The sequence below is a fragment of the Azonexus sp. GW821-FHT04F04 genome (assembly GCF_059420025.1).
In genome coordinates this window covers 350394-363931 of the sequence record NZ_JBWKSX010000002.1, presented here as the reverse complement: position 1 = coordinate 363931, position 13538 = coordinate 350394, and the positions used below count along the sequence as shown (strand labels likewise).

The window sequence follows — 13538 nt, the reverse complement described above, 5'->3', positions numbered from 1 at the left end:
GTTTTTCGAAAGCAGCCATGTCCACCCGCCTGATCTACGGTTTTCACGCCGTTACCGCCAAACTTCGCCATGACCCGGAATCGGTCAAGGAAATTGTCATCGATGCTACCCGCCACGATGCGCGGGCGCGTGACCTGTTGGCGCACGCCGAATTGCAGGGGGTCAAGGTGATCGGCGCCGATGGCAAGCGGCTCGATGGCATGGCGCCCGGGGCCAAACACCAAGGCGTGCTGGCCTTGATCGAGGGGGACCGCAAACTGGCGCATCTCGACGATGTGCTCGATACCCTCGAAGAGCCGGCCTTTCTGCTCGTCCTGGACGGCATTACCGATCCGCGCAACCTCGGCGCCTGCCTGCGCGTGGCCGATGCGGCGGGTGTTCATGCCGTCATTGCGCCGAAGGACAGAGCCGTCGGCCTGACCGATGTGGCCGCCAAGACGGCCTGCGGGGCGGCGGAAACGATGCCCTACGTGATGGTCACTAATCTGGCGCGGACACTGCGTGAATTGCAGGAACGCGAGATCTGGGTAGTCGGCACGGCCGGTGAGGCGGAGAGCGATCTTTACGCTGCTGAATGGCCGAAGGCGACGGCCTGGGTGCTTGGTGCCGAAGGCGAGGGCATGCGCCGCCTGACCCGCGAGAACTGCGACCAGTTGGTCAAGATTCCAATGCACGGCTCGGTCGAGAGCCTTAATGTTTCCGTCGCTGCAGGCGTTTGCCTGTTCGAGGCGCGTCGGCGTCTGGGCTGAAAGCTAGACAGCGGAGGCAATGCTGACTCGGTTTCGGCCTGAGTTTTTTGCCCGGTAAAGGGCCGCATCGGCGTCTGCTACCAGTGTTTCCTGGCTATTATTGTGATCGGGCACGAGGGCCGCGACGCCCAGACTTAGTGTTATATGCGGCGCAGTTTCTGAGGCCGCATGGGGGATTGCCAGAGCGCGAATGGCCACGCAGACGCGTTCGGCCACGGCATGGGCCCCGGCCAGATCGGTGTTGGGCATGACGATGGCGAATTCCTCGCCACCGTAGCGGGCTGTCATGTCGGCTGGTCGGAATACCGCTGCGCCAATGGTGCCGGCCACTGAGCGCAGGCACTCGTCGCCTTTCTGATGACCGTAGTGATCGTTGTAGTGCTTGAAGTGATCGATATCGGCCAGAATGAAAGCCAGTGAAGTACCGGCGCGCAGGCTGCATTTCCATTCGAGTTCCAGCTTGTCGTCGAGCGAACGGCGATTCGCCAGACCGGTCAGACTGTCTTTTGTCGCCAGGCTCTGCAGCGCCATTTCGGCGAGCTTCTGGTCGGTCATATCGCGTAGCGTTTCGACGATGGCAATCAGTGTCCCGTGGTCGTCGTAAATCGGACCGGCATCGACGGCAAGGTAGTGGCGCTCGCCCTTGACCGGCATGACGCACCAGTTCTCGGCGCGCAAGCCGAAGCCGAATTCTCCGGGCGTGGTGTGGGCGGCATAGAGCTCGGCGAGCTGGTCATACTTTTCGAGCGCTATGAGGTCGGCCAGGCAGTGGCGGGGTTCATTGTAAAAGCCGCGCCAGTGGTCGCTGGTGCCCACCATTTCGGCAGCGGGTATGCCGGTAAGACGTTCGCAGGCGTGGTTCCAGATGGTCACCCGGCGCTCGGCATCAAGGACGAAGGTGGGAACAACCAAGTGTTGCATCAGGCGGACCGCCATGCTCTGGTCAATGTCGCCGCCAAATGTTTGAGTGCCGAAGTCCAACGATCTTCTCCTTGCTGAGGATAACAATGCGTTCTCGTTGGGGAATATCGCCGGCCTGATCATCGGCTGGTCTGTTGGAGGAAGAACCTTACGCTATGACTTTGGTCGTGTCAAAGCGCTACGGCTTTGCTGTGCCAGCCATTTTGTTTTTGACCATTTTTTCCGGTAGACCGTAGCAATCACGATTCGGCTTGCCGACACGCTGATTCCCGCGCAATCCGGAGTTCATGGAGGCAAAGGCGATGGTATTCCGCTTCGCTTGCCACGAAGCGGAATACCTGGTGTGCTCAGGCTGTGGGGACGACGGTGTTAGCCGGCGACCCAGCCACCACCCAATGCCTTGAACAGATCGACTGCTGCACCGAGTCGGCTCTTGCGGCTGGCCAGATACTGCAACTGGGCGCTGTTCAGCGTGCGCTGGGCGTCGAGCAGATCCATGTAGCCGGAATAGCCGGACTCGTAACGCTTCTCGGCCAGATTGAGCGCTTTTTGGGAGGAACCGACCTGAGCCGAGTAGGCGGCCTCTTCTTCGCTGTATTCGCGCAGGCCGACGATGGCGTCGTTTACTTCCTTGAAGGCGGTTTGCACCGTCTTCCGGTAGTTGGCCAGGCTTTCCTTCTGCACGGCCGTTGCCTGATCGACCCGGGCGCCGGTGCGGCCGGCGTCGAAGATCGGCATGGCGAGGCCGGCTGCCGCCGACCAGATGCCGGCGCTGCTGGTGAACAGATTGGACAGTGCCATGCTTTCGCTGCCGAACAACCCGGTCAGGCTGATCGTCGGGTAGTAGGCTGCCTTGGCGACGCCGATGCGGGCATTGGCGGCGACCAGCTTTTCCTCGGCCTGACGGATGTCCGGACGGGCTTCAAGCAGGGCCGAGGGCAGACCGGCCGGCGGGGTCGGCGGCAACGGCAGCTTGTCGAGGCCGGTGGCACTGATCTTGAGGCCGGGCTGGCCGCTGAGCAGGCCGATCTGGCTTTCGGACAGGGCGCGCAGCCGTTGCAACTGGCTCCACTGGGCCTGGGCGCCATTCAGCGCACTTTCCGCCTGGGCCAGTTCGAGGCCCGAGGCACTTCCCGCGTCGAGCCGGGCCTGAACGATTTTGAGCGCCTTCTTGCGCGATTCGAGCGTCTGGGCCGTAACTTCAATCTGGCCGTCGAGGCTGCGCAGGTTGAGGTACTCGTTGGTTACCTGGCCGACCAGCGTCAGACGCAGGCTGTCGCGGCCGAAACGGCTGGCCAGCGCTTCAGCACGCACCGCTTCGTTGTTGCGCCGGATGCGGCCCCAGAGGTCGAGCTCGTAGCTCAGTATCGCGGCAATCCGGTTGTTGTCGTAGGTGGCGCCACCCTGTTTGCGGCCGTTGAAGGTATCGCCGCTGCTTTTGCTGCGCCCGGTGCTGGCTTCCAGACCGATGCGCGGCAAGTAGTCGGCACCGGCTTCGCGGGCCGCCGCTTCGGCCGCGTCGAGGCGGGCGATGGCGGCTTGCAGATCCTGGTTGGCGGCCAGTGTCTGGTCGACCAGCGTATTCAGGTCAGCATCGCCGAACAGCGTCCACCACGTCGGGTTGACCGGTGCTTCAGCCGTGGCGACGGCCGGCGCCGCTTCCGGCAGCGTTGACGCCGGGCGGAAGTAGTTGGGGCCGATGGCACAGCCGCTCAGGGCGATTGCTACGGTCAACCCGAAAATTGGGCCAAATTTGAAATGTTTGGGGGGGAGCTTACGCATGTTGGTTTTCCTCCGACTGGTGGTCATCGGCGTCGCCGGCCGGCCGCATCTGTTTGCCGCGCTCCAGCCACATGAAGAAGAGCGGGATGAATATGGTGGCGATGAAAGTCGCCGCGATCATGCCGGCGAAGACGCCGGTTCCCATCGACTGGCGGGCCGCGGCGCCGGCGCCGGTCGCCTTGACGAGCGGGAAGACGCCGAGCACGAAGGCGAGCGAGGTCATGACGATGGGGCGCAGACGCAGGCGGGCGGCTTCCATAGCGGCATCGACCACGTTCATGCCTTCGGCGTATTTCTGGGCGGCGAACTCGACGATCAGGATGGCGTTTTTCGACGCCAGACCAATGAGCACGACGAGGCCGATCTGGAAGTAGATGTCGTTCGGCATGCCGCGCAGCCAGATCGCCGTCAGGGCGCCCATCAATGCGAAGGGCACGGCCATGACGACGGCCAGCGGCAGCGACCATTTTTCATACTGGGCGGCGAGGATCAGGAAGACCATGATGATGGCGAAGACGAAAGCCTGCATCGACGAGCCGGAGCTGCGCTTTTCCTGGAAGGCCTGGCCGGTCCAGGAAATCTCGAAGCCGCTGGGCAGGGTGGCTGCCGCAACTTCCTCGACGATCTTGATGGCGTCGCCCGAGCTGATCCCCGGCTTGCTATCGCCCATCACCTTGGCGGCGACGAAGCCGTTGAAGCGTTCAACCTGTTCCGGACCGACGACGTTCTTGACCTTGCTGATCGCCGACAGCGGGATCATGGCATTGGTCGTCGAGCTGCGCACATAGACCTTGCCGAGATCTTCCGGCTTGGTCCGGTAGTTGGCCTCGGCCTGCAACTGGACGCGATAGACCCGGCCGGACTTGTTGAAGTCATTGACGTACAAGGCGCCCATCGTGCTCTGCAGGGTTTCGTAAATGTGGGCAAGCGGGATGCCAAGCGCCAGCGCCTTCGGCTCGTCGACCTCAACGAACAGTTGCGGCACGGTTGGCCGGAAGAAGGTGCTGATCCGGGTGAATTCCGGGTGCTTCTGCAGTTCGGCGATGAACAGCTGGGTGACTTCATTGAGCTTTCGGGTGTCGCCATCGAGGCGGTTTTGCAAATACACCTCGAAACCACCGGCGGTGCCCAGGCCCATGATCGGCGGCGGGTTGAAAACGAGCGCCATGCCATCCGACTGCATCATGCCCATGCCCATGAACTTGCCGGCCAGATCCTGCGCCTTGCCCTGGCGTTCGCTCCAGTCCTTGAGCGGAATGAAGATGGTGCCGGCATTCGGCTTGCTGCCGCCGCCGATCAGGTCGAAACCGGAAACGACGAAGGTGTGCTTGACCGCCTCGTCGTGGCTCAGCATCTGGCGCATGTTTTCGCCGGTGGCGGCCGTCCGCTTGAGCGTCGCGCCGTCCGGCAGCATCAGGGCCGAAATCAGGTAGCCCTGGTCTTCGGCCGGCACGAAACTGCCCGGAAGGGTGCGGAAGAAAAAGACGGTGATGCCGATCACCAGCGCGAAAATCAGGCCGCCGACGATACCGTGCTTGAGCGTGAAGCCGACCGTCGTCGTGTAGGAGCGGGTGAATTTCTCGAACAGGCGGTTAAAGGGGCGGAAAAGCTTGTGCTCGGTGTGCTGCGCCTTGAGCAGCAGGGCGCACAGCGCCGGCGTCAGGGTCAGCGCGACGACGCCGGAGAGCACCACGGCGACGGCGACGGTAACGGCGAACTGCTTGTAAAGCTGGCCGGCAATGCCGCCGAGGAAGGCGACCGGGACGAAGACCGAGACCAGCACGAGGACGATGGCGATCAGCGCGCCCTGCACCTGCTGCATGGCCTTGATTGCCGCATCCTTGGGCGACAGCTTTTCTTCGGCCATCAGGCGTTCGACGTTCTCGAGCACGACGATGGCGTCATCGACGACGATACCGATGGCCAGCACCATGGCAAACAGCGTCAACGTGTTGATCGAGAAACCGAACAGCCACAGGCCGGCGAAGGTACCGATCAGCGAAATCGGAACGGCGACCATCGGAATCAGGGTGGCGCGCCAGCTTTGCAGGAAGATATAGACGACTGCCAGCACCAGGATCATGGCTTCGATCAGCGTCTTGACCACTTCATTGATCGAGGCCGAAACGAAGCGCGTCGTGTCGAAGGGGATGACGTAGCCCATGCCTTCCGGGAACTTCTTCTTGAGCTCGTCCATTTTCTGACGCACTTTTTCTGCCACTTCCAGCGCGTTGGCGCCGGTCTGCAGGAAAACGCCCATGGCGATGGTCGGCTGGCCGTCCAGCGTCACGCTCTGCTCGTAACTGTAGGCGCCAAGCTCGATGCGGGCGACGTCCTTGAGGCGCAGCAGGCCGCCCGGGCCGCTGGCGCGGATGACAATATTGCCGAATTCCTCCGGCGTCAGCAGGCGGCCCTTGGCGGTCACCGTGTAGACCAGTTGCTGGTCGCTCGGCGCCGGCTCCTGGCCGATCTTGCCGGCCGCATTCTGGGCATTCTGGGCCTTGATGGCGGTCGAAATGTCATTGGTCGTCAGGCCCAGTTGCGCCATGCGGTCAGGCTTGAGCCAGACGCGCATCGAATAGTCCTGGGCGCCGAAAATGGTCACGTCACCAACCCCCTTGACCCGCTTCAACTCGTCGGCAATGTTCAAGCTGGCGTAGTTGGAGAGGTAGAGGGTGCTGTACTTGCCCTTTTCGGACTCCAGGGCGACGACCTGCAGAATGTCGTTCGAGCGCTTCTGGACGAGCACGCCATTGGTCCGCACTTCGGCTGGCAAGCGCGGTTCGGCCGCTTTTACCCGGTTATTGACGTTGACCGCAGCGATGTCGACATTGGTGCCGACATCGAAGGTCGCCGTGATGGTGACGACGCCGTTGGCGGCCGCCGACGAGGTGAAATAGGACAGATTCTCGACCCCGTTCAACTGCTCCTCGATCGGTGCAGCGACCGTCTTGGCCAGCGTTTCAGCCGAAGCGCCCGGGTAGGTTGCGGTGATCAGCACGGTCGGCGGGGCGATCTGCGGATACTGCGCGATGGGCAGCACCTGCGAGGCAACCAGCCCGGCGATAACGATGATGATCGAGATGACCGACGCAAAAATCGGCCGGTTGATGAAGAATTTGGACATGGCTGCTCCTTAACCCTGCTTGGCCGGGGCGGGCGCAGCTTCCTTCGCCGGCGCGGCGGCGCCTTCCTTGGCCGGGGCCGGAGCACCCGGCTTTTCGCCAGGGCCGTGCGGGGCGACCGGCGCACCGGGGCGCAGCTTGATCAGGTTGTCGATGATGACCTTGTCGCCCGCCTTCAGGCCGCCGAGAATGACCCAGTCCTTGCCGCGCCATTCGCCGGCTTGCACCGGGCGCGGCGTAACCTTGTCGCCTTCGCCGGCGAGCATGACGAGCGGGCCTTGTTCGGTCTGCACGACGGCCGATTGCGGCACCAGGAAAACGCCATCGCGTTCGCCGGTAAGCAGGCGGATGCGGACGAACTGGCCGGGCAGCAACTGGTTGTCGTGGTTGTCGAACTCGGCGCGCAGGGCCTGGGTGCCGAGTGTGGTGTCAATGTTGCTGGCCAGGAAATTGAGCTTGCCGGTCTTCGGATAAACCGTGCCATCAGCCAGGATCAACTCGACGCCGCTGACATTCTTGTTGGTCACGCGACCGCCGGCCAGCTTGGCCAGATCGCTGTCGCCAAGGCTGAAACGGACCCAGATCGGGTTGCTCTGGTAGATCGAGGTGAGCAGGCTGTCGGCGCCGGCGGTGATCAGGTTGCCTTCGGACTTGGCGGCGCGGCCAGTGGTGCCGGAAACCGGCGCGGTGACCGTCGTCCATGACAGATTCAGCTCGGCCTGACGTAGCGCGGCCTGGGCGATGGCGTTGTTTGACGCGGAGTCGTCGTATTCCTTCTGGCTGATCGCCTTGGCTTCGATCAGGCCTTTCAGGCGATTCATTTCGCGGCTGGTCTGCTCGGCCTTGGCCTTGGCTTCGGCCAGGGCAATTTCGTAGCTCGAGCGGTCGATCTGGAACAGCGGCTGGCCGGCCTTGACCGTCTCGCCTTCCTGATAGAGGCGCTTGACCAGAATGCCGGCGACGCGGGCGCGTACTTCTGTTTCGCGCGCCCCTTCGGTCTGCGCCATGACCTCGACGGAACTGGGCACTTTCTGCGGCTGAACTTCCAGCACGGTGACCGGCATCGGCCCCATTGGCGGGCCGCCAGCCGGCTTGTTGTCCGAGCAGCCGGTGAGCAGGGCGGTGCCAAGAACCGTTGCACCGAGAAGGGTCGAAAGCGTGGTACGCCGCAGCAGATTTCCGGAAATCATGGGGAAGGACTCCAATTTTAGAAAAGTTTGGGCTATTATATACAAACACGAATGTATGTAAAATATTTTCGATGTCGAAGTCGATGGCTTAACATTGGCAGCGGCCAAGCCAGAAAGTTGCCAGGCCGGGAGAGGACAAAGTGGTCAGAAAAACCAAGGAAGACGCGGAAAAAACCCGTCAAGACATCATCGAATCGGCGCGCACGGTGTTTCACGAGTGCGGCGTCAGTCGCTCGACGCTCGATAAAATTGCCAAAGAGGCCGGCGTCACGCGCGGCGCGATCTACTGGCATTTCAAGGATAAGGCCGAGCTGTTTTTCGCCATGCGCGAGGATGTTTTCGCGCCGATGGTGGAGCGGACCGACTCCTTGCTCTTTTCCGAAGTCTACGACAACCCCCTTGATGCGATCGAAGCCTCGCTGCAGGAGTTTTTCCGTGTTCTCGACGATTGTCCGGTGGTGCGCGAAGTTTTCGAAATCATGATTTCACGCTGCGAGTACGTTGATGAATTCGCCGCCGTTCAGGAAGAGGCCGGTCGTCCGGCTTACGAGTTTCTCGAAAAAATGGAACGCTTCTACCGCAAGGCTGCGGACAAGGGCAAGTTGCGTGAAGGCCTCGACCCCGAAGCAACGGCGCGCGATACCTGGGCCTTCACCAGCGGTCTGCTGCACCTGATGCTCGGTTGCCAGAAGGGCTCGGACCTCGACAAGCGGATTCCGGCGATGATCACGATGCACATGGCGCTGCGCCGCCGGGGCTAAGTCGGCGTTCAGGACGCATCGACCTCGGCTCGCCTCAGCGCCAAGCTTACGGTCCAATTTCGTTGATTTAGGTCTGATGCACTTGGCGCTCTCTTGCGGTATTGTGGATTCCTGCGTGTTCAGGAGTTCAGCCTTTGGATGCTTTCGTCGCCTCTGCTTCCGGTCGAACCATTCCGCGTGTTGTTCGCGAGCGTCGCTGGTGGTTGCTGCTGGTTGTTGTCTGGGGTGTCGCTGTCGGGTTTTCTCTGCAGTTGCAGATCGAACAGACTCGCCGGCAGGCGACGGCGGTGGCTATCGAAGGCGCCCGCAATATGTTCCGGATGGTTCTGCTGACCCGCAACTGGAATTCAAGCCACGGCGGGGTGTATGTGCCGGTGACTGAGACGACGCAGCCAAATCCCTATCTGGAGCACCCTCGTCGTGACCTTGTGACGACGGATGGTGTGGCCTTGACGATGATCAACCCGGCTTACATGACGCGCCTGATTGGCGAGACTGCCGAGTCCGCTTCCGGTGCGATCTTTCGCCTGAGCAGCCTGCGCCCGATCCGCCCGGGGAATGGGCCGGATGACTGGGAGCGCCAGGCGCTGTTGGCCTTTGAGCAAGGCAAGAAGGAATTGACCGGCGTCGAGCGCGGTCCCCAGGGGGCGATGCTGCGTTACATGGCGCCGTTGCCGGTCAAGCGGAGTTGTATGGATTGTCATGCCAAACAGGGTTATCAGGTCGGCGATGTGCGCGGTGGCCTCAGTGTCTCGCAGCGCTACGAGCCGATTGAGGAGGTGGTGCACGCCGGTGTGCGCAAGGCGCTGATTTCTCATGGCATCGGTTTTGTGCTGGTGCTTGCCGCCGGCTGGCTTCTGCTTGAAGTTCTGCGTCGCCGCTGGTTTGATCTGGCTGGCAAGGTGGATGAACTGGAGGCCTCGCAGAGCCAGTTGCTGCAGTCGGAAAAAATGGCTTCCATCGGCCAACTGGCGGCCGGCGTGGCGCATGAAATCAACAATCCGGTCGGCTTCGTCAATTCCAACCTCGGGTCGCTGAAGAAATACAGCGAGCAGATAATTTCCCTGCTTGAGCGTTGCCGCAAGGGCCAGGCCAGTGAGGCCGATTTTGCGGCTATTGATTTTGATTACCTGAAGGATGACCTGGGTGATCTGCTTGATGAATCGCGCGAAGGCCTCGAGCGGGTCAAGAAGATCGTCGTCGATCTCAAGAATTATTCGCGCATCGACGAATCCGCCTGGCAGGATGCCGACCTCAACAGCGCCATCGAAAGTACGCTCAACGTGGCCTGGAACGAGCTGAAATACAAGGCCGATGTCATCCGCGAACTCGGCGACCTGCCGCCGGTGCCTTGTGTTGCGGCGCAGATCAACCAGGTGGTGATGAATCTGCTGGTCAATGCGGTTCATGCCATCGAGATCCACGGCTCGATCACGGTGCGCAGTGGCCACGACGATACCTGGGTCTGGATCGAGGTGGCCGATACCGGCAAGGGCATGACGCCAGCCGTCATGAAGCGCATTTTCGAGCCGTTCTACACCACCAAGCCGGTGGGCAAGGGCACCGGGCTGGGGCTTTCGCTGTCCTACGACATCGTCAGGAAGCACGATGGCCGCATCGAGGTGAGCAGCGAAGTCGGCGTTGGCACGACCTTCCGCGTCATGCTGCCGGTGCGCGGCAGGCAGCCGGATGGCACGGCAAGCCCGGAATAGCGGGCGCCAACTTCTGCAGATACTTCAGGGCCGGGCTCAGCAATTCGCGATACGGTCATCTGGCGGCAATGCGCGTCTTCGATAATCGGGCACGACCAGATGAGGATGCCCGTCATGACACGAACTGCCGCAGCATGGCTGCGCGCCTATGCCAGTTGGATGCGCCAGTTGCCGCAGGCGACGGGAAAGATGTTTGCTGCCCGCTCTTCACTCGGGCGCTCGGTCAAGATAGGCCTTTTCGGCGTTGGCGTGGTCCTGCCTCTCGGTTCGTTGATCTGGGCGCTGTTGTTCTGGCATGGCAACGGCGTTCTCCGGCGTGCCGTGCCGGTAGCCCTTGATGAAACGAAAGCGCAGTTGCCAGGGGATGCCTGAAACTATCTAACCCGGTCGAGGTCGGCCCGGTTTCTTTCATCGACGTAAATGCCCGTTTCGCCCGGGCGACTGCTGGCAAAGCAGCTGACCTCGACGTTGGCCTGTGTCCTGGCCTTGTGCAGCACGTCGACCGCGCAGCGGCCGAAAACGCTGTCGATGGTGGCCAGCAGGTTGCGGGCGTAGGGCGTTTCGAGCTTGCCGTCGAGGATCAGGTTGGCGAGCAGGACGCCGTCCGGCTTGAGCACGCGGCGGGTGCCAGCCCAGAATTCGCGGGTGACGAGGTGGCTGGGAATCGAGGTGTGCGAGCTGTAAACGTCGACGACGACGGCGTCGAAGCGACGTTCGCTGGTCGCCACGAAACGGCGGGCATCGTCGGCGATGAATTCGCCACGGGTTGGTTCGCGCAGGAAGTGCTTTTCGGCGATGGCCTTGATGGCCGGGTCGATATCGACGTAGGTGTAGCGGTTGAGCGGTTCGTGGTGCGACAGCGTGAAGCCGCCGGCGCCGAGGACGAGGATGTCCTTGCCCGTGAAGCCGAGGTCGTCGAGCAGAATCTGGCGCAGGTGTTTGATGTAGCGCGTGTAGTTGGGCGGGTCGCTGTCGTCGATGAGCGAGGCGACTGACTTGTTGACCCAGAAGGCGCGCGGGTTGTTTTGGCCCGGGAGATCGACAGCGCCGATGACATATTCGGCGTAGGCCGTGTCGGCGGTGACCTCGTGCTGCAGATTGAGTCCGGCGGCAATTGCCACGGTCAACCCGGAAAAAAGCCAAAATTTGAAATTGCGTCGGGCGAGCAACAGGGCGCCGACAAGCAGGCCCAGCGCGCAGGCGAAGACGGCCGCCGAAACCCCGAGCCATTGCATGACGAGCAGCGACAGGCTGATCGACCCGAGGAAGGAACCGAGCGTCGACCAGTAAAGCGCCAGGCCGCTCGCCTCGCCGGTGCGTTCGGCTTTCATGAGGTTGGTCAGGATTGGCACGGTCTGACCGAGCAGCCAGGCCAGCGGACAAAGCACGCCGCCGATGAAGACGAGGTAGGCGACGAGCACCGGCTGCAGGTGGGCGAACATCCAGTCCACGCTGATGCCGGCCAGCCCGATGCCGGCCAGCGTGGCGGCGATCAGGAAGTTGCGGGCGACGATGGCGAGGTAGTTGCCGGCGACCTTGGCGCCCGAGGCGTAACCGAGCGCCAGGGCGAGCAGGAAGAAGCCGATGGTCGGCGCCGTGACGACGATGGAACTGCCGATGTGCGGCACCAGTCGGCGCAGGGCGATGACTTCGGCGCCGAGCGAGCAGAAGCCTTCGATGAAGACGATGGCGTAGATCAGGAAACGGGACATCACCCGATTATCGCCCGCGGCGGCAGGTTTTACGCGGTCGGCGGCAGGCGGGTGACGAGTAGCTGGTCGATGCGGTTGCGGTCGACGTCGATGACCTCGAACTTGAGGCCGCCGTGGATCACGCTGTCGGTGCGCTTGGGCAGCTTGCGCAGCATGTACATCATGAAACCGGCGACCGTCTCGTACTGGCTATCGTCCGGGAAGGGCGGCAGGTCGAGTTCGGTCTCGACATCGCCAATCGGCGTCAGGCCGTCGATCAGCCACGAATCGGCGTCGCGGCGGACGATCTGGGCTTCGTCGCTGTCGATCAGCGGGTCGCCTACCAGCGTGCTGGTCAGGTCGTTGAGGGTGATCAGGCCGACGATCAGCGCGTATTCGTTGATGATCAGCGCGAAATCTTCGCGACCGGCGCGAAAGTGGCCGAGGATTTCGGAGAGCGTCAGGGTGTCGGGCAGGATCAGGGCCGGATTGAGCAGCGGCGCGTCGAGCGCCAGCGGCTGGCCAGCGATGATGCGGCTGAGCAGGTCCTTGGCGTCCACATAGCCGAGGGGCTGGTCGATCTCGTCGCGGCAGACCGGATATTTCGAGTGCGGATGCGTCGCCAGCTTGGCGCGCAGGCTGGCCTCGTCCTCGTCGACCGCGAGCCAGACGATACCGTCGCGCGGCGTCATCGACGACGGCGCCGTCCGCGTGTCGAGTTCGAGCACGTTCTCGATCATCTGCTGCTCCTGCTCGGCAACTACGCCGGCATCGGCGCCGGCCTGGGCGAGGGCGACGATATCCTCGGCCGTGACGTCGTCCGGGCGCTTCTGGGGCAGGCCGAGCGCCGCCAGGATGCGGCTGGCAATGCCGTTGAAGGCCCAGATCAGCGGCGACAGAAGGCGGATGCACAACGTCATCGGCCCGGCAATGCGCAACGCGATGCGCTCGGGGGCGACGATGGCAATACGCTTCGGCACAAGGTCGGCGAAAAGGATGAAGACCGAGGTGACGAGCAGGAAGGAAAGCACAGTAGCCAGCGTGCCGGCAGTGTCGGTGCTGGCGAAATGCGGGGCGAGCAGGGCGGCGAAGTGGGGCGCGTAAGCGCCTTCGCCGAGGATGCCGGCAAGGATGGCAACGGCGTTGAGGCCGATCTGGATGGTCGTGAAGAAATGGCCGGGCTGCGCCTGCAAGGCCAGGGCCTGCTTGGCTCGCGCCTCGCCGTCGTCGGCCAGTTGTTGCAGCTTGAGCCGGCGGGCGGCGGCCAAGGCGATCTCGGAGGTGGCAAAAAAGGCGCTGGCGGCGATCAGCAGCAGAATGATCAGGGTACTCTCGAGCATGCGGTGTCTCGGCTTATCCGGTCAGGGAATTATCCCCCTTTGTCGCTCAGGCGCGGTGCAAGTTGTGCCTCATGCTGACGCTGAAGATTCCCGGTCAGAGCCAGATCAGCCCGAAACTGACGAGTCGCGCCGTGGGCAGTGCTTGGCCGAAAGTCCGGATGGCGGTGGCAAAGGCCATGAGCGGCAGGGCGGTGATGATGTCGGCGCCGAGTGAGCAGAGGTCTTTGCTGAAGGCGATAAGGTCGAGCAGCCGGCGCGACATCGCTG

Annotated in this window: 11 protein-coding genes; 4 read left to right on the top strand and 7 right to left on the bottom strand. The window is 62.6% G+C overall.

The features are described 5' to 3' along the window. Positions 1 to 17: 17 nt before the first annotated feature. Positions 18 to 749, top strand: a complete 732-nt coding sequence (gene rlmB, locus AC07TV_RS07100) for a 23S rRNA (guanosine(2251)-2'-O)-methyltransferase RlmB (protein ID WP_494647700.1) — start codon at positions 18 to 20, stop codon at positions 747 to 749. 3 nt (positions 750 to 752) lie between these two features. On the opposite strand, the gene AC07TV_RS07095 is transcribed toward rlmB, so the two are convergent. The 4 genes from AC07TV_RS07095 to AC07TV_RS07080 form a co-directional block, all read right to left on the bottom strand. Beyond that, entirely contained in the window at positions 753 to 1730 is a 978-nt protein-coding gene (locus AC07TV_RS07095; RefSeq protein WP_494647699.1) for a sensor domain-containing diguanylate cyclase, read from the bottom strand. Positions 1731 to 2039: 309 nt separating this feature from the next. Next, positions 2040 to 3452 carry an efflux transporter outer membrane subunit gene (locus tag AC07TV_RS07090; protein WP_494647698.1) on the bottom strand — a complete coding sequence of 471 codons (1413 nt, stop codon included), beginning with the start codon at positions 3450 to 3452 and terminating at the stop codon, positions 2040 to 2042. Beyond that, positions 3445 to 6579 carry an efflux RND transporter permease subunit gene (locus AC07TV_RS07085; RefSeq protein ID WP_494647697.1) on the bottom strand — a complete coding sequence of 1045 codons (3135 nt, stop codon included), beginning with the start codon at positions 6577 to 6579 and terminating at the stop codon, positions 3445 to 3447. The genes AC07TV_RS07090 and AC07TV_RS07085 overlap by 8 nt, the downstream gene beginning before the upstream one ends. Positions 6580 to 6588: 9 nt before the next feature. After that, entirely contained in the window at positions 6589 to 7767 is a 1179-nt protein-coding gene (locus AC07TV_RS07080) for an efflux RND transporter periplasmic adaptor subunit (RefSeq protein WP_494647696.1), read from the bottom strand. Between the two features lie 140 nt (positions 7768 to 7907). On the opposite strand from AC07TV_RS07080, the gene AC07TV_RS07075 reads away from it, so the two are divergent. From AC07TV_RS07075 to AC07TV_RS07065, 3 genes are all read left to right on the top strand, one after another. Then, on the top strand, positions 7908 to 8528 hold the full coding sequence (locus AC07TV_RS07075) for a TetR family transcriptional regulator (RefSeq protein WP_494647695.1): 621 nt from the start codon (positions 7908 to 7910) through the stop codon (positions 8526 to 8528). A 134-nt stretch (positions 8529 to 8662) separates the two neighbouring features. Continuing rightward, the gene (locus tag AC07TV_RS07070; RefSeq protein WP_494647694.1) at positions 8663 to 10240 is read left to right on the top strand and encodes an ATP-binding protein; all 1578 of its coding nucleotides are present in this window, start codon (positions 8663 to 8665) and stop codon (positions 10238 to 10240) included. 114 nt (positions 10241 to 10354) lie between these two features. Further along, positions 10355 to 10612, top strand: coding sequence for a hypothetical protein (locus AC07TV_RS07065; protein ID WP_494647693.1), 258 nt, complete (start codon positions 10355 to 10357; stop codon positions 10610 to 10612). Positions 10613 to 10614: 2 nt separating this feature from the next. Here AC07TV_RS07065 and AC07TV_RS07060 read toward each other — a convergent pair whose 3' ends face one another. The 3 genes from AC07TV_RS07060 to AC07TV_RS07050 form a co-directional block, all read right to left on the bottom strand. Then, positions 10615 to 11952 (bottom strand): fused MFS/spermidine synthase, encoded by a 1338-nt coding sequence (locus tag AC07TV_RS07060; RefSeq protein WP_494647692.1) that lies wholly within the window; start codon positions 11950 to 11952, stop codon positions 10615 to 10617. A gap of 29 nt (positions 11953 to 11981) precedes the next feature. Continuing rightward, positions 11982 to 13271 (bottom strand): polyamine export protein PaeA, encoded by a 1290-nt coding sequence (gene paeA / locus AC07TV_RS07055; RefSeq protein WP_494647691.1) that lies wholly within the window; start codon positions 13269 to 13271, stop codon positions 11982 to 11984. Positions 13272 to 13365: 94 nt separating this feature from the next. Next, entirely contained in the window at positions 13366 to 13533 is a 168-nt protein-coding gene (locus tag AC07TV_RS07050; protein ID WP_494647690.1) for a hypothetical protein, read from the bottom strand. Positions 13534 to 13538: the final 5 nt, after the last annotated feature.